13 protein-coding genes are annotated in these 15,825 nt (G+C 64.9%); 6 read left to right on the top strand and 7 right to left on the bottom strand.

Translation table 11 applies throughout. The annotated features are described in order from the left end of the window. The 5 genes from lptG (at nucleotide 1) to rsmA (ending at nucleotide 6,600) form a co-directional block, all read left to right on the top strand. Nucleotides 1–1,083 carry an LPS export ABC transporter permease LptG gene (gene lptG / locus P9230_RS12930; protein WP_095800075.1) on the top strand — a complete coding sequence of 361 codons (1,083 nt, stop codon included), beginning with the start codon at nucleotides 1–3 and terminating at the stop codon, nucleotides 1,081–1,083. Then, nucleotides 1,083–3,497, top strand: coding sequence for an LPS-assembly protein LptD (locus tag P9230_RS12935; RefSeq protein WP_278119337.1), 2,415 nt, complete (start codon nucleotides 1,083–1,085; stop codon nucleotides 3,495–3,497). The genes lptG and P9230_RS12935 overlap by 1 nt, the downstream gene beginning before the upstream one ends. Before the next feature lie 206 nt (nucleotides 3,498–3,703). Continuing rightward, nucleotides 3,704–4,630 carry a peptidylprolyl isomerase gene (locus P9230_RS12940; protein WP_066995711.1) on the top strand — a complete coding sequence of 309 codons (927 nt, stop codon included), beginning with the start codon at nucleotides 3,704–3,706 and terminating at the stop codon, nucleotides 4,628–4,630. A 78-nt stretch (nucleotides 4,631–4,708) separates the two neighbouring features. Then, nucleotides 4,709–5,743, top strand: coding sequence for a 4-hydroxythreonine-4-phosphate dehydrogenase PdxA (gene pdxA, locus P9230_RS12945; protein WP_278119339.1), 1,035 nt, complete (start codon nucleotides 4,709–4,711; stop codon nucleotides 5,741–5,743). Beyond that, a complete protein-coding gene (gene rsmA, locus P9230_RS12950; RefSeq protein ID WP_278119341.1) occupies nucleotides 5,740–6,600 on the top strand; it encodes a 16S rRNA (adenine(1518)-N(6)/adenine(1519)-N(6))-dimethyltransferase RsmA in 861 nt (286 codons plus the stop codon). Before pdxA ends, rsmA begins: the two co-directional genes overlap by 4 nt. Nucleotides 6,601–6,648: 48 nt before the next feature. Here rsmA and gmk read toward each other — a convergent pair whose 3' ends face one another. From gmk to fabD, 7 genes are all read right to left on the bottom strand, one after another. Further along, the gene (gene gmk / locus P9230_RS12955; RefSeq protein ID WP_066995702.1) at nucleotides 6,649–7,323 is read right to left on the bottom strand and encodes a guanylate kinase; all 675 of its coding nucleotides are present in this window, start codon (nucleotides 7,321–7,323) and stop codon (nucleotides 6,649–6,651) included. A 5-nt stretch (nucleotides 7,324–7,328) separates the two neighbouring features. Beyond that, nucleotides 7,329–8,219: a YicC/YloC family endoribonuclease gene (locus P9230_RS12960; RefSeq protein ID WP_127242093.1), complete on the bottom strand. Its 891-nt coding sequence runs from the start codon at nucleotides 8,217–8,219 to the stop codon at nucleotides 7,329–7,331. A gap of 155 nt (nucleotides 8,220–8,374) precedes the next feature. Next, nucleotides 8,375–9,604 (bottom strand): endolytic transglycosylase MltG, encoded by a 1,230-nt coding sequence (gene mltG, locus P9230_RS12965; RefSeq protein WP_278119343.1) that lies wholly within the window; start codon nucleotides 9,602–9,604, stop codon nucleotides 8,375–8,377. 103 nt (nucleotides 9,605–9,707) lie between these two features. Continuing rightward, on the bottom strand, nucleotides 9,708–10,970 hold the full coding sequence (gene fabF / locus P9230_RS12970) for a beta-ketoacyl-ACP synthase II (protein WP_067330280.1): 1,263 nt from the start codon (nucleotides 10,968–10,970) through the stop codon (nucleotides 9,708–9,710). Between the two features lie 34 nt (nucleotides 10,971–11,004). After that, nucleotides 11,005–11,241 (bottom strand): acyl carrier protein, encoded by a 237-nt coding sequence (locus tag P9230_RS12975; RefSeq protein WP_006203723.1) that lies wholly within the window; start codon nucleotides 11,239–11,241, stop codon nucleotides 11,005–11,007. Nucleotides 11,242–11,555: 314 nt separating this feature from the next. Next, nucleotides 11,556–12,293 (bottom strand): 3-oxoacyl-[acyl-carrier-protein] reductase, encoded by a 738-nt coding sequence (gene fabG / locus P9230_RS12980; RefSeq protein WP_127246211.1) that lies wholly within the window; start codon nucleotides 12,291–12,293, stop codon nucleotides 11,556–11,558. A gap of 307 nt (nucleotides 12,294–12,600) precedes the next feature. Then, a complete protein-coding gene (gene fabD, locus P9230_RS12985; protein WP_127246212.1) occupies nucleotides 12,601–13,542 on the bottom strand; it encodes an ACP S-malonyltransferase in 942 nt (313 codons plus the stop codon). A gap of 257 nt (nucleotides 13,543–13,799) precedes the next feature. Between fabD and P9230_RS12990 the strand changes: the two genes are divergently transcribed. Further along, nucleotides 13,800–15,746: an LTA synthase family protein gene (locus tag P9230_RS12990; RefSeq protein ID WP_278119346.1), complete on the top strand. Its 1,947-nt coding sequence runs from the start codon at nucleotides 13,800–13,802 to the stop codon at nucleotides 15,744–15,746. The last annotated feature ends 79 nt before the right edge of the window (nucleotides 15,747–15,825 follow it).

Below are 15,825 nucleotides of genomic sequence, written 5' to 3' on the forward strand. Positions count from 1 at the left end.
ATGGGCTGGACGCTGGGCCGTTATTTCTTCTTCCGCTACGTGTCGATCACCATCTGGTTCTTCCTCGGCCTTTTGGCGCTGGTGTTCCTGATCGATTTCACCGAACTTTCGGGGCGCACGACCGGACTGCCGGGCTTCACCTACGGCACCGCCTTCGCCATTTCGGCGCTGAGGATGCCGATGATCATGCTGCAGACGGTGCCTTTCGTCGGGCTGTTTTCGGCGATGGCGACGCTGGTGTCGCTCAACCGCCGCTACGAGCTTGTCATCGCGCGCTCGGCGGGGGTTTCGGCCTGGCAGTTCCTGTTCCCGTGCTGCGTCGGCGCGCTGATGTTCGGGCTGCTGTCGGTCGGCGTGCTCAACCCGATCGCCGCGCACGGATTTTCCTGGTCGGAGCAGATGGAAAACCAGCTGCGCGCCGGCAAGTCGAACGCCGTCGCGGAGGACACGACGCCCTGGCTGAGGCAAAAGACCAACTCCGGCGACACCATCATCGGCGCCCGCGCCATCCTCAACCAGGGGCTGGAGATGGCGGACGCGGTATTCTTCGTGCTCGACCAGCAGGGCAACATCGTCGAGCGCAAGGACGCCGCGCGCGCCTTCCTGCGCGACGGCTACTGGGAATTGCAGGACGTCAAGCTGTTCAAGGACGGCAACATCCGTGCCGAGGCTTCCGACCGCGTGGCCACCAACCTCAAGCCGGAATTCGTGCAGGAACGCCTGGCTCGCCCGGAAACCATTCCGTTCTACGAGCTGCCGGCAAAGATCGAGGTTGCCCGCTCCTTCGGCCTCAAGGCAAATGCCTTCGCCATGCAGTTTGATTCGCTGGTGGCGTTGCCGTTTCTCCTCGTCGCCATGACGCTGATTGCGGCAACAGTTTCAATGCGATTTGCGCGGATGGGGCAGTCGGCGACGATGATTCTGGGTGGCGTCCTGGCCGGCTTTCTGCTTTATGTCGTTTCGGTACTGGTCAAGGCATTCGGGGTCGCCGGATTCGTGCCTACAATGGTGGCTGCATGGGTTCCGGTTGTCGTGGCTATGTTCTTCGGGGTGACTTTTCTGCTATACAAGGAAGACGGCTAGTGAGGGAGGCTGGTTTGCGCAGCCATAGGCAGGCCGGCCTGGCACGCCTTTATGGGGCGACAGCCTTGGCATGTTTGTTCGCTTGCGTGGTACCGACGGTGCCGGCGCTGGCGCAGACCATCACGGCGAAGCCTGTTCCCTCCGGCACACAGATGCTGCTGGCCGCCGATACGCTCGTCTATGACAACGACAAGCACACGGTGACGGCCGTCGGCGGCGTGCAGATCGACTATGGCGGCAACAAGCTCGTCGCCCAGCGCGTCGTGTACAACCGCGATACCAAGCGCCTCGTCGCCAGCGGCGCCGTCGAGCTCATCAACAGCGACGGCACCAAGATCAATTCCGAGCATATCGACATCACCGACGATTTCGCCGACGGCTTCGTCAACGCGCTGCGCGTCGAGACGGTCGAGAAGGCCTATTTCGCCGCCGAAAGCGCCGAACGCATGGGCGGCGTGCTGACGACATTCCACAACGGCATCTACACCGCTTGCGAGCCTTGCGAGGACAAGCCCGACTCGGCGCCGACATGGCGCGTCAAGGCGAGGAAGATCATCTGGAACGGCGAGAAGAAGACGGTTCGCTTCGAGAATGCGAATTTCGAGTTCTTCGGCTATCCGCTTGCCTATTTGCCAGCCTTCGAGATCGCCGACCCGACGGTCAAGCGCAAGAGCGGCTTCCTGATCCCCGGCATCGTCTACAACAACAACCTCGGCGTCGGCCTCAAAGTACCCTACTATTTCGCGCTCTCGCCGACCTATGACCTGACCGTCACCGGCAGCGGCTACACCAAGCAGGGCTTCCTCGGCGAGGCCGAATGGCGGCAGCGCTTCAACAATGGCGAATACAGCCTGAAAATCGCCGGCATCAATCAGCAGGATCCGGACGCCTTCATCGGCACGGGCAATCGCTTTACCGTCGATTCGGGAGAGCCAAACGATCCCAACAAGTTCCGCGGCATGATGGGCACCAAGGGCCAGTTCGCCATCAACGAGCGCTGGAACTTCGGCTGGGACGTGCTGCTGCAGACCGACAAGAATTTTTCGCGCACCTATAACATCGACGGCTACAACGACCTCGTCCACCAGTCGTCGATCTATCTGACGGGCCTGAGCGACCGTAATTATTTCGATGTCAGGGCAATGCGGTTCGAGGTGCAGGAAGACACGCTGTCCAGCGACCCGACGGCGCGCTCCGCCAAGCAGCCCTGGGTGCTGCCGTCGTTCGACTACGCCTATATCCCCGACATGTCGGTGGCGGGCGGGCAGTTGTCGCTCAACGTCAATGCGCGCGTCATCAGCCGCGACCGGCTGGACGCGGTGCTGGCCAATCCGCTCGACGACACTTCCATCAACAACGTGCGCGGCCTCGAGGGCCAGTCCAGCCGGCTGACGGCGGAGGCCGAATGGAAGCGCACCTTCACCACCGATGACGGACTGCAGCTGACGCCGCTGCTCGCCTTCCGTGGCGACGCCGGCTATGTGTCGACCACATCCGAATCGCTGGCGGCGGTCAACCAGATGGCGGCGAATCTCGGCGAGGATGTCGATATGCGCTCCTCGCTCGCCCGCTACATGGCCACGCTCGGCCTGGAGATGCGCTGGCCTCTCCTGTTCTCGATGTCGAACTCCAGTCATGTCCTGGAACCGACAGCGCAGATCTTCGTGCGCCCGAACGAGCAATATGTCGGCGGGCTGGCCATTCCGAACGAGGACGCGCAGAGCTTCGTCTTCGACGCCACGACCCTGTTCGAACGCGACAAGTTCTCCGGCTACGATCGCATCGAAGGCGGCACGCGCGCCAATGTCGGCTTCCGCTACTCCGGCGCCTATGGAAACGGCTGGGGCACCAACGCCATCTTCGGCCAATCCTACCAACTGGGCGGCGAGAACTCCTTCGACGCGCCGGACCTCGTCAATGTCGGCGCCTATTCGGGCCTGCAGACCGCCAAGTCCGACTATGTCGGCCTCATCGGCTACAACAGCCCGAGCGGCTTCTCCGGCTCGCTCAGCGGCCGGTTCGACGAGCAGACATTCGAGGTCAGGCGCGCGGAGATCAAGGCGGCCTATTCCGGCCTGCCGGTTTCGCTCAGCGCCAAATATGCCTTCATCCAGGCGCAGCCGCTCTACGGCTTCGCCACGGACCGCCACGAGGTCACGCTCGGAGCCTCTACGCACCTGGCCGAGAGCTGGCGGGTCTTCGGCACCGGCACCTACGATCTGGAGACAAGCGTCCTGGTTAAGGACGGCGTCGGCTTCGCCTATAACGATTCCTGCTTCACCTATGTGATGACGTTCTCGCAGACGCGCGATACGGTCACCAAGGAGGTGTCGCAGAATATCGGCTTCAACCTGTCGTTCCGCACGCTCGGCGATTTCGGCTCGTCGACCAGCGGCGTCGACACGATCCAGTAAGCGGAGGCAGCGCCGGTCACGGCGTGCGCCGTCGCCGGCGTGAAGCTTGGATTGGCGCGTGATCCTTCGAGAGTGGGGCCGATTCTCGGGGTCATGCGCCGGCGACATTGTTTCGCCGCATAGGACGGGCATGGGGTCGACCACATAGCGCATGCGTTCGGAGGACGTGCGGCGCCGTCGTGGCGGATAGGAATTGGGAAGGTGAGATGAGGAAATACCTGTTTTCGGCAGGATTCGCGCTGCTGGTGGCGGCGACCTCGGTTTCGATCGCGGCAATGACGCCGCCGGCATTCGCCAGCCAGATCAAATATGTCGTCAATAACATACCGATCACCACCGGCGACATCGCCCATCGCGCCGCATTCTTCAAGCTGCAGCGCAAGAAAGGCGACGCGGCCAAGGAAATGATCGACCAGACGCTGCGGCTTGCCGAGGCCAAGCGGCTCGGCATCCGAATCACCGACCAGCAGGTCGACGCCGCCTATCAGCGTTTTGCCTCCAACAACAAGATGCCGCTCGCGAAGCTCGACGCCGTCATGGCGCAGTCCGGCGTTACGAAGGAGCATTTCAAGGAGTTCATCCGCGCGCAGATGGCCTGGAACCAGGCGCTTGGCGCGCGCTACCGCTCCGGCGAGGGTGGCTCGGTGACCGAGCAGGACGCGGTCCGCCGCATGCTCGACAAGGGCGGCTCCAAGCCGAGCGCCACGGAATATATGCTGCAGCAGGTCATCTTCGTGGTGCCCGCTTCCGAGCGCTCGGCTACGCTTGCCAAGCGCAAGCGCGAGGCCGACGCCATGCGTGCCCGCTTCAACGGCTGCAACACCACGCGCGAATTCGCCAAGGGGCTGATCGACGTCACGGTGCGCGATCTCGGCCGCGTGCTGGCGCCACAATTGCCGTCGGACTGGGCCGAACAGATCAAGGCGACCAAGGTCGGAGGGGCGACGCCGACGCGCGAGACCGAACGCGGCGTCGAGTTCATCGGTATCTGTTCCTCGCGCGAGGTTTCCGATGACAAGGCCGCCCAGATGGTGTTCCAGGCCGAAGGCGGCAGCAACGACAAGGACGCCGACGAGCTCAGCAAGAAATATGTCGAGGAACTGCGCAAGAAGGCCACCATCGTCGAGCGATAGGCCGTTGCGGCGCATGACAGAACAAGGCTCGAGCCACCCGCCCTGCTTCGAAGCAGGCATGGCGCCCCACGTTACGCCATGAGCGCAAGTAGGACCGACGCGCCGCTGGCGCTCAGCGTCGGCGATCCATCCGGCATCGGGCCCGAGATCGCCATCACCGCCTGGCAGGCGGGCGACAGCGCCGGCGTGCCGCCCTTCTACCTGCTCGCCGACCCTGCCCTGATCAAGGCGCGGGCGCGTCAGATCGGGGCCAACGTGGCGATCATGGAGACCTTGCCGGGGCAAGCGGCACACCACTTTCCCCGCGCATTGCCCGTCGTGCCACTCTACGCCCGGCATCTGGACAGTCCCGGAAAGCCGAATTCGGCCAATGCCGCGGGCACCATCGAAGCGATCGACCGCGCCGTCGCCGACTGCCTCGCCGGCCGCGCCGCAGCGGTGGTCACCTGTCCCATCGCCAAGAAGCCGCTCTACGACGCCGGCTTTCGCTTTCCCGGCCACACCGAATACCTGGCGCATCTGGCCTCGCGCCACACCGGCGCCGAGGTGACGCCGGTAATGCTGCTTGCCGGGCCCGAATTGCGCGCGGTTCCGGTCACCATCCACATCGCGCTTGCCGAGGTGCCGAAGGTTCTGACGAGCGAGCTGATCGTGGCCACAGGACGCATCACCGCGGCCGACCTCGAGAGCCGCTTCGGCATCGCGCGGCCCAGGCTCGCCATCGCCGGGCTCAATCCGCATGCCGGCGAAGGCGGCGCGATGGGCGCGGAGGATCTGTCGATCGTCCTGCCTGCCGTTGAGGCGCTTCAGGCCGAGGGCATCGACGCCGTCGGGCCGCTGCCGGCCGACACGATGTTCCATCCGCAGGCACGCGCCGGCTATGACGCAGCCCTTTGCATGTATCACGACCAGGCGCTGATCCCAGCCAAGACGCTGGGCTTCGACGAGGCCGTCAATGTGACGCTCGGCCTGCCCTTCATCCGCACCTCGCCGGACCACGGCACGGCGTTCGACATCGCCGGCAGGGGCATTGCACGCGCCGACAGCCTGATCGCGGCGCTGAGGCTGGCGCGCCGCCTCGCCGACAGCGGCCGCCGGACTGCGGCGGCATGAGGCTCGATTTGAGCGGGGGGCGCACGACCATCGACGGATTGCCGCCACTGCGCGAGGTGATTGAGCGCCACGGTTTGCAGGCGAAGAAAGCGCTCGGCCAGAACTTCCTGCTCGACCTCAATCTGACGAGCAAGATCGCGCGCGCGGCCGGCGACCTCAGCGAGACGACCGTGATCGAGGTCGGGCCCGGCCCCGGCGGGCTGACGCGGGCGCTGCTCTTCAACGGCGCCAAACGGGTGATCGCCATCGAGCGCGACGAGCGCTGTCTGGAAGCGTTGGCGCAGGTGTCCGGCCATTATCCCGGCCGGCTCGAGGTCATTCCCGGCGATGCGCTGAAGACGGATTTTGCCGCGCTTGCCGGCACGGCGGGCGGCGGCCCGGTGAAGATCGCCGCCAACCTGCCCTACAACATCGGTACGGAGCTTCTGATCCGCTGGCTGACAACGGTCGATTGGCCGCCCTTCTATCAATCGATGACGCTGATGTTCCAGCGCGAGGTGGCCGAGCGCATCACCGCAAGCCCGGGCAGCGACGCCTATGGCCGGCTCGGCGTGCTTGCCGGCTGGCGCACCGAGGCAAAGATCGCCTTCGACGTGCCGCCGCAGGCTTTCACTCCGCCGCCGAAGGTCACGTCCTCGGTGGTGCATCTGGTGCCGCGTCCATCTCCCCTGCCCACCGACGGCAAGAGGCTGGGCCGCATCACCGAAGCCGCCTTCGGCCAGCGCCGCAAGATGCTGCGGCAAAGCGTGAAGAGCTTGGGCGGAGAGGCCCTGCTCACCCGCGCCGGCATCGACCCGACGCGCCGGGCCGAGACGCTGAGTGTGGAAGAGTTCGTAAGGTTGACGAACGCGCTGTAGCCCGCCGGCCTTCTTCTCCCCTTGTGGGAGAAGGGGAGGCACTGCCTCTCACTCCGTCTTCTCGTCCAGCAAGCCCGAGATGAAATCGAACAGGCCCGGCCGACGGTCGCGGCGCAGGCGCTCGGCTGTAACGATTGCACGCACCTCGGCAAAGGCGCGGTCGAGATCGTCGTTGACGATGACGAAGTCATATTCCTTCCAGTGCTCGATCTCGACGCGGGCATTCTTCAGCCTGGTCTCGATGACCTGCTCCTGGTCCTCGGCGCGGCGCTTCAGGCGCGCCTTCAACTCCTTCATCGAAGGGGGCAGGATGAAGATCGAGACAATGTCGGCGCGCATCTTCTCCTTGAGCTGCTGGGCGCCCTGCCAGTCGATGTCGAACAGCATGTCGCGGCCTTCGGCAAGTGCTGCCTCGGCCGGCTCGCGCGGCGTCGCATAGAAATTGCCGTGCACCTCGGCCCATTCGAGCAGCGCGTCGGAATCGCGCAGCCGTTCGAACTCGCGCATGGTGCGGAAAAGATAATGGACGCCCTCGATCTCCGAGCCGCGACGCGGCCTGGTGGTGACGGAGACCGACAGCTCCAGGCTCGAATCGCTTTCCAGAAGATTGCGCGCAATCGTCGACTTGCCGGCGCCCGACGGCGACGACAGCACCAGCATCAGCCCGCGGCGGCGGATGCGGGACCCCAGATCCCTGGCGGCCGTAGGCTCCTTGGCAACCATCCCCGTCACTCCAGATTCTGAACCTGCTCGCGAAACTGGTCGACCACCGCCTTGAGCTCCAGCCCGATCGCGGTGACCGCGGCGGCATTCGACTTGGAACACAAGGTATTCGATTCGCGATTGAATTCCTGCGCCAGAAAATCGAGCTTGCGGCCGACGGCGCCGCCGCTGGAAAGCAGCGCGCGGCCTGATGCGACATGCGTCTTCAGCCGGTCGATCTCCTCGCGGATATCGGCCTTGGTGGCGAGGAAGGCCGCTTCCTGATGCAGACGGACCGCGTCGAGATTGGCCGACGCATCCATCAGCAGGCGGACCTGTTCGGTGATGCGCTCGCGGATCGCCGCCGGCTCGCGCGACGGGTCGGCCTCGGCCTTCAGCGTCAGCGCCTCGATGGCGTCGATATGGCCGGACAACAACTTGCGCAGCGCGGCACCTTCGCTCTGCCTTGCCTGCTCCAATCCGGCCAGCGCCATGTCCAGCGCCGACAGGATCGTCGCGTCGAGGGCGGCGCGCTCCTCCTCGGTCTCGACCGTCTCCAGGATGTCGAGCACGCCGCGCAGCGCCAGCAGACCGTCAGCCGTCGCCGGCGCGGTGCCGAACTGCTCCTGGAGGCGCTTGGCCAGTCCCGCCAGGTCCTTCAGGAACGCCTCGTTGACCACCGGCTGCGCCTGCTGGGCGGCGGCGCGCGCGACAGTCAGCGTTGCCTGGAAATTGCCGCGCGCGAAGCGCTTCTGCACGGTCTGCCTTACAGCGGGCTCCAGCCGGTCGAAACCCTGCGGCAGCCTCAGCCTGACCTCGACGCTCTTGCCGTTGACCGATTTGACTTCCCAGGCGATCGACGTGCCGTCGAGCTCAGCGACGGCTCGCGCGAAACCGGTCATGCTCTGCACGTTCATGATGCGTGTCACCCCTTGACGCAGGCCCGGCGCGAATGCCCGAGCATGCGCCCCTAGCAAGACGCCGGACCTCTGGCCAGCGTCGGATGTCCCCTCAAAACATGAATACGGCCCGGCGTCAAAGGAGGCGGGCCAGATCCGGCAATCAGCGCGGCCTACTGGGCCGCGTCGCCATTTTCGCCGCTGGCGCCTGCACTGGCACCGTCGTCGGGAGTGGCCGGCGCCGTCGTCTGGCCGGAGGCCTTGGCCGCCGCATCGGCCTGCTTCTTCTGCACCGCCCGATAGCGGGCGACGTTCTGGTTGTGCTCTTCCAACGTCGCGGCAAAGACATGGCCGCCATTGCCGTCGGCGACGAAATAAAGGTCGTCGGTCTTCGACGGATTGGCCACCGCCTCGAGTGCGGCGCGGCCCGGATTGGCGATCGGCGTCGGCGGCAGGCCCTTGATCAGATAGGTGTTATACGGCGTCTGCTTCTCGATGTCGGACTGATAGATCGGCCTGTCGGCCGGTTTGCCCTTGCCGCCGAAAAGGCCGTAGATGATGGTCGGATCCGACTGCAGCCGCATGCCCTTGGCGAGCCGGTTGAGGAAGACCGCGGCCACGCGCGAGCGCTCGTCGCCCCTGCCCGTCTCCTTCTCGACGATCGAGGCCAGGATGACGAAGTCCTCCATATTGGCGATCGGCAGGTCGGGCGCGCGATGCGTCCAGACGTCCTCGACCAGCTTCTTTTGGTCCGCGACCAGCTTGTCGACCATCTGCTGCCGGGTGGCGCCCCGCGTGAAGCGCAGCGTGTCGGTCGCGATGCTGCCCTCGGGCGGCATGGCCGCCGGCATGTCGCCGGTCAGCGCCTCCTGCTCGGCCACGCGCTGCAGCGCCTGCTCAACCGTGAGCCCCTCTGGGATGGTCAGCGAATACATTACCGACTTGCCGCTCTTGAACAGCTCCATGATGTCGCGCATCGAGGCGCGCGGCTTGATGGCGTATTCGCCGGCCTTCAGCGCGGAATCGTTGCCTGTGGCACGCACCCCCAGCCTGAAGATGCGCGCATCGCTGACCAGGCCGCGCCGCTCCAGCTGGTCGGCGATCTCCTGAACGCCGGTGTTCGGCTTGACCATGAAGGTGTCGCCATTGGCCGACGGACCCGGCTCAATGAAGGCCTGCATGCCGAAATAGAGTGCGGCACCCGAGGCAAGCACGACCAGCATGACCAACGAAAGGAAGAAATTCAGGAATACGACGACCTGGCTGCGCGACGCGCGCGAGCGTTTCGACGGCGGCGGCGTGCCAGCCTCGGGGCGCAGCGCCTCGGCGGCTGTCTTGGGCACGATCGGTCCTTGCGCCTGACGCTGTCCGAATTCTCCACCGCCGCCCGGATTTGTATTCATGGCGCCCTACCGTCTGATCTTGCAACGAATCCCCTAGCCGAAGTGTAGGGGCAAATTTGGCAAAAATGACGGCAGGCGGCGGACCTGCCGGTAGGCTGAATGTTCAGCCATCGTAACGTTGGAAGACGAGCGAGGCGTTGGTGCCGCCGAAGCCGAAGGAGTTCGACAGCGCCACATCGATCTGGCGCTGGCGCGGCTTGTTCGGCACGAGATCGATCGCCGTCTCGCGTTCCGGATTGTCGAGGTTGATGGTGGCGGGGGCAATGTTGTCGCGGATTGCGAGGATCGAGAAGATCGCTTCCGCGGCGCCCGCAGCGCCCAGCAGATGACCGATCGACGACTTGGTGGACGACATCGAGATCTTGGAAGCGGCATTGCCGACCAGCCGCTCCACGGCGCCGAGCTCGATCGTGTCGGCCATGGTCGAGGTGCCGTGCGCATTGATGTAGTCGATGTCGGCGGGCGAGAGCTTCGCCCGATTCAGCGCCGCCGCCATGCAGCGGAAGGCGCCGTCGCCGTCCTCGGCCGGGGCGGTGATGTGATAGGCATCGCCGGTCAGGCCGTAGCCGGTGACCTCGGCATAGATCTTGGCGCCGCGCGCCTTGGCGTGCTCGAGCTCCTCCAGGACGACGACGCCGGCGCCCTCGCCCATGACGAAGCCATCGCGGTCGCGGTCATAGGGGCGCGAAGCGATCTCGGGCGCATCGTTGCGCTCGGTGGAGAGCGCGCGGCACGCGGCGAAACCTGCCATCGAAAGCCGGGTGATCGGCGCTTCGGCGCCGCCGGCCACCATGACGTCGGCATCGCCCCAGATAATCAGCCGCGCGGCATCGCCGATGGCGTGCGCGCCCGTCGAGCAGGCGGTTACGACAGCATGGTTCGGGCCTTTCAGCCCGTGCCGGATGGAAACCTGGCCGGAGACCAGGTTGATGATCTGTCCGGGGATGAAGAACGGGCTGATGCGGCGCGGGCCGCGCTCCTTCAGGATCATCGCGTTCTCGGCGATGCCGTCGATGCCGCCGATGCCCGAACCGATCAGCACGCCGGTGGCGCACTGGTCCTCATGCGTCTCGGGCTTCCAGCCGGAATCGGCCAGCGCCTCGTCGGCCGCCGCGATGCCGTAGAGGATGAAGTCGCCGATCTTGCGCAGTTCCTTCGGCTCGAGCACGGCCTCGGGATTGAAGGTGCCGTTCGAGCCGTCGCCGCGCGGAATGACGTGGGCGATCTTGCAGGCAAGGTCGTCCACCTCGAATTCGGTGATGCGGCAGGCGGCGCTGCGGCCGGAAAGCAGTTCCTTCCAGCTGTGCTCGACACCCATGCCGAACGGCGAAAGCAGGCCAAGGCCCGTGACGACGACTCGCCTCATCGCAGGTCCTCCCCGGCGATACCCGCGGAAAGCCTCAGGCCGAGGCCTTGTCGATATACTTCACGGCATCGCCGACAGTCAGGATGGTCTCGGCGGCGTCGTCTGGAATCTCGACGCCGAACTCTTCTTCGAACGCCATCACGAGTTCGACCGTATCGAGGCTGTCCGCGCCCAGATCGTCGATGAAGCTCGCCTGCTCCGTCACTTTGTCGGCATCGACGCCGAGATGCTCGATGACGATCTTCTTGACGCGCTCTGCGGTGTCACTCATTTGGGGCCTCGTCTTACGTTGTGTTGTCTTCGTTAGCGGGCGGAATGCCGCTAATCAAGCTGAAAGATGGTCTTGTGGGAAACGCAACGCCACAGGACCGGTTTTTGCCCGAACCGCCGGGTTGCCGGCCGCATTACACGAAAAACAGCGGGCGTCCAAGCCGAAATGGCTGTTTTCACAGGCGCCCGGGGCTCGGTCGCCCGGGTGTGTGAGATTCAGCTCAAGCCGAGCCGAAAATGGCCGCTTGCGAGGGCCGGAGCGGAAGCGCAGGAAGCCGCCGTTTGCAGGCCGGCATCACCTGAATCTCAAATACCCTAGATCATCGCCATGCCGCCATTCACGTGGATGGTCTGGCCGGTGACATAAGCCGCCTCATTGGACGCGAGATAGGCGACGGCCGAGGCAACCTCGGCGCTGGTGCCCATGCGCCGGGTCGGAATCGCCGCCATGATGGTTTCTTTCTGCTTGTCGTTGAGCTTGTCGGTCATGGCCGATTCGATGAAACCTGGGGCGACGCAGTTGACGGTGATGTTGCGGGTGGCGATCTCCTGCGCCAGCGACTTGGAAAAGCCGATCATGCCGGCCTTGGAGGCGCAGTAATTGGTCTGGCCGGGATTGCCGGTGACGCCGACCACCGAGGTGATGTTGATGATGCGGCCATGGCGGCGGCGCATCATCGGATGGGTGAGTTCACGAGTGAGCCGGAACACGGCGGTCAGGTTCACCTCGAGCACGGAATCCCAGTCGGCGTCCGACATGCGCACGAACAGGCCGTCCTTGGTGATGCCGGCATTGTTGACCAGGATGTCGACGCCTTCGAGATCGGCCTCCGCCTTCTGGCCGAGCGCCTTGACCGCGTCGCGGTTGGTCAGATCCGCCGGGAAGAGCTTTACGCGGTCGCCGAGCTCGTCGGCCAGCGTTTCCAGCTTCTCGACGCGGGTGCCGTGCAGGCCGACGATCGCGCCCTGGCTGTGCAGCACCCTGGCGATCGCCTCACCGATGCCTCCCGATGCACCGGTGACGAGCGCCTTACGGCCGGTCAGTTCGAACATTGCTTCAACCTCATTCTTCCGGACGCCCCGCGAGCGACCCTCGTTCCGCATTTTGTCATGTTGTCCAGGCCATATCAGAAGTTCTCGGCGCTCACGACCGATTCTTCACCAAGCCTCGATCCGCTCCAGCACTTCCGCAGCCCAGTAATAGTCCTCGAGATCTTCGAGTCCACGTTCAACGAAGTCACGCAGGTATTCGGCTTTGCTTCGATCAGTCATCGCCACGAGATCGTCGAGGCGATGCTCGACTTCGGGAGAAAGACGGATGGAAGTAGGAATGCCGCACCTGCCAGCAAGAGTTTCCCGTTTATCCTAAAGTTGCCAGCGCCGCCTCGACTTCCGCGGCCGCGCCGATGGCGCCGGTCGCGATATCGCGGTTGATGCGTCGCGCCAAGCCCGACAGCACCTTGCCGGCGCCAACCTCGTAAAGCGTCGCGACACCTTTGGCGCCGAACCATTCCACCGTCTCGCGCCAGCGCACGCGGGCGACGACCTGCTCGACCAAGCGGCGGGCAATCTCATCCGGGTCGCTGGTCGGCGTGACCGAAACATTTGAGACGATGGGAACCACCGGCGCGCTTTTCGCGACCCCGCCCAGCGCCTCGCGCATGATATCGGCGGCTGGCGTCATCAATGCCGAGTGAAAAGGTGCCGAGACCTGCAGCATCAGCGCCCGCTTGGCACCCTTTTCCGCGCAGAGCTTCGCCGCCAGTTCGACGGCCGCCTTGGCGCCGGAAATCACCAGTTGGCCACCGCCATTGTCGTTGGCGATCTGACAGACAGAGCCTTGTGCCGCTTCGGCGCAGGCGGCTTCGACATCAGCCTGCTCCAGCCCGATGATGGCAGCCATGGCGCCCTCGCCCGCCGGCACCGCCGCCTGCATGGCGTTGCCGCGGGTGCGCAGCAGTCGCGCGGCATCGGCCACCGAAACGAAGCCGGCTGCGGCAAGCGCCGAATATTCGCCGAGGGAATGGCCTGCGACATAAGCCACCTTGTCCTTCAGCGAAAAACCGCGGGATTCCAGCGCCCTTACGGCCGCCAGCGACACCGCCATCAGCGCCGGCTGGGCATTGGCCGTCAGCGTCAGCGTTTCTTCCGGCCCTTCCCAGATCAGCTTCGACAGTTTCTCGCCGAGCGCCTCATCGACTTCCTCGAAGACGCGGCGCGCCTCGGGAAAGGCATCGGCGAGGTCCTTGCCCATGCCGACGGCCTGGCTGCCCTGTCCCGGAAAGGTGAATGCGACGGCCATGTTAGCGTCTCCAGCGGCTGGTTTTTCCCTGCCTCTGGCGCAAGGCGGACGGCCAAGTCAAGCCCGCAAGCACCAGTTCAGCGGCTGTTCCAGCCGGGAGAACGGCCGAGTTCCCTGTTCTGAAAGGCTTTTTGGCGATCACACCTGATGAAAACCGCTCACGAATCGTTTGCTGGCTCTTCTTATTTCCGCTACAGGCGCTAGCTTTGTGTGACATTTCGATGACAGTGGCGTGACGCGAGTGGAAGACGCGTGACATGGGCCGGGGAAGCAAAGTGGCTAGGATCAGGAAAGGCGCGGCCAAACCCGCGCCGCAATTTTTGGAAGACGATCCGTCCACCGGCTATCTGCCGGGGCGCAGATGGCCGATTGTCCGCTACGGCCTGGCGACGCTGCTTGCCTCCGCCCTTCTGGTGTTCGCCATCGAATGGATCGTGCGCGGCGACTTCTTCGGCACCGTCGACTTCTTCCTGCAGCCCTTCAAGCCCGGCTGGACCACCATCATCGTCTTTTCGCTGGTGCTGATCGGGCTCGACGCCATTCTCGGCCGCAGCCATCAAAGCCTGATGATCGTCGCGCCGGTGACATTGGCATTGGCCTTTGTCGGTCACCAGAAATCGCACTATCTGGGCGATCCGCTCTACCCGACCGATTTCCTCTATGCCCGCCAGATCATGGCGCTGATGCCGCTTCTGGTGCGCGAGCGCCCCTGGACGGCCGTGCTGCTTGCGGCGGCGATCGTCGCCAGCCTCGCGCTGCTCGTCTATGGCTGGCGGCTCTGGCGCCGGCGTGTGCCGATCCTCAGCCGCAAGGGACGGCTGGCGCGCTTGACGCTTGCCGTGCCGCTGCTCGCCTTCTTCGTCTCGATCATGGACTACGCCACCTTCTCGTGGACGCGCGACAGGCTGCAGATCATCCCGATCATGTGGGACCAGAAGGAGAACTATGCCTCCAACGGCTTCGCGCTCGCCTTCGCGCTCAACGTGCCAATGGCGCATGTCTCGGCCCCGCCCGGCTATTCCGAGAAGACGATGGATGCGATCGCGCGTCCCGGGGTTGCCGCCTCGGTGCCGGACCAGAAGCCCGATATCATCGTGGTGATGAGCGAATCCTTCTGGGATCCGACGGAGCTTCCCGGCGTCAGCATCAAGCCCGACCCGATCCCGACGGTGCGCGCGCTGCGCTCAGGCTCGATGTTCTCGCCGGAATTCGGCGGCATGACCGCCAATATCGAGTTCGAGGCGCTGACCGGCTTCTCCAACGCCTTCCTGCCGGCGGGCTCGATTCCCTATCAGCAATATGTGCGCACGCCGACGCCGTCGCTGGCGACTTTCCTGAAGAGCGAAGGCTATAGGGCGCGCGCCATCCACCCGGGCACCAACTGGTTCTGGAACCGGGGCGCCGTCTACGCCGATTTCGGCTTCAGCGACTTCCGCTCGGAAGAGACGCTGCCGCCGATGGAGAAGCGCGGGCCGCTGGCCTCCGACGCGGCCATGACCGACGAGATCATGCGCGAGGCCGAGGCCAGCGACGGGCCGGTATTCCTGTTCGCGGTCAGCCTGCAGAACCACGGGCCCTACGAGCCCTACCGCTATTACAATCCGACACATAGCGTCGACGCGCCGATCAGCACGTGGGCGCGGGAATCGCTGCTCTCCTACGCCGAAGGCTCGGCCGACGCCGATCGCGGCCTGCAGCGCCTGATCGACTGGGCGAAGAAGCGCGAGCGGCCGACCATCATCGCCTTCTTCGGCGACCACTTGCCGCCGCTCGGCCCGGTGTATGTCGAGACCGGCTTCCTCAAGGACAATGTCGCGCCGCGCAAGGAGCCGACGCCCGAGGCGGCGCTCGAGCATCACGACACGCCGCTGATCATCTGGTCGAACCGCTCCGGTCCGGTCGAGAATCTGGGCTCGGTGAGCCCCGCCTTCCTGCCCTATCATATCCTGACTACGGCCGGGATCACCCACCCCTATTACACCGGCTTCCTCGGCGCGCTGCGCGAGCACTACCGGGTGGTCGACCGCAACCTTTTGCTGTCGCCCTCCGGCGAGGCGACGCCCGACTGGGCGCGGCAGAAGAAGATCGATCCGAAGATCAACGATTTCCGGCTGATCCAGTACGACATGATGTTCGGCAAGCGCCGGGTCGCGCCCGACTTCTTCCCCGAGACGGTAGTCCCGCTCGTCGCGCATATGAGTTGAGTGGATCGCCTTCCGACGAAATGGCTGACCTGCGGCCGGCGGGTCAGCCAATTCCCACAAGCGCCGCCAGGCCTGCGAC

The sequence above is a fragment of the Mesorhizobium sp. WSM4887 genome (genome assembly GCF_029625865.1).
Taxonomy (GTDB): domain Bacteria; phylum Pseudomonadota; class Alphaproteobacteria; order Rhizobiales; family Rhizobiaceae; genus Mesorhizobium.

Excerpts from the sequence above, each read along its gene's own strand:
- P9230_RS12940 (WP_066995711.1), top strand. The coding sequence starts at position 3,704 with ATGAGGAAATACCTGTTTTCGGCAGGATTCGCGCTGCTGGTGGCGGCG.
- P9230_RS12990 (WP_278119346.1), top strand. The coding sequence starts at position 13,800 with ATGGGCCGGGGAAGCAAAGTGGCTAGGATCAGGAAAGGCGCGGCCAAA.
- fabD (WP_127246212.1), bottom strand. The coding sequence starts at position 13,542 with ATGGCCGTCGCATTCACCTTTCCGGGACAGGGCAGCCAGGCCGTCGGC.
- gmk (WP_066995702.1), bottom strand. The coding sequence starts at position 7,323 with ATGGTTGCCAAGGAGCCTACGGCCGCCAGGGATCTGGGGTCCCGCATC.
- rsmA (WP_278119341.1), top strand. The coding sequence starts at position 5,740 with ATGAGGCTCGATTTGAGCGGGGGGCGCACGACCATCGACGGATTGCCG.
- P9230_RS12960 (WP_127242093.1), bottom strand. The coding sequence starts at position 8,219 with ATGAACGTGCAGAGCATGACCGGTTTCGCGCGAGCCGTCGCTGAGCTC.
- fabF (WP_067330280.1), bottom strand. The coding sequence starts at position 10,970 with ATGAGGCGAGTCGTCGTCACGGGCCTTGGCCTGCTTTCGCCGTTCGGC.
- fabG (WP_127246211.1), bottom strand. The coding sequence starts at position 12,293 with ATGTTCGAACTGACCGGCCGTAAGGCGCTCGTCACCGGTGCATCGGGA.
- pdxA (WP_278119339.1), top strand. The coding sequence starts at position 4,709 with ATGAGCGCAAGTAGGACCGACGCGCCGCTGGCGCTCAGCGTCGGCGAT.
- mltG (WP_278119343.1), bottom strand. The coding sequence starts at position 9,604 with ATGAATACAAATCCGGGCGGCGGTGGAGAATTCGGACAGCGTCAGGCG.
- lptG (WP_095800075.1), top strand. The coding sequence starts at position 1 with ATGGGCTGGACGCTGGGCCGTTATTTCTTCTTCCGCTACGTGTCGATC.
- P9230_RS12975 (WP_006203723.1), bottom strand. The coding sequence starts at position 11,241 with ATGAGTGACACCGCAGAGCGCGTCAAGAAGATCGTCATCGAGCATCTC.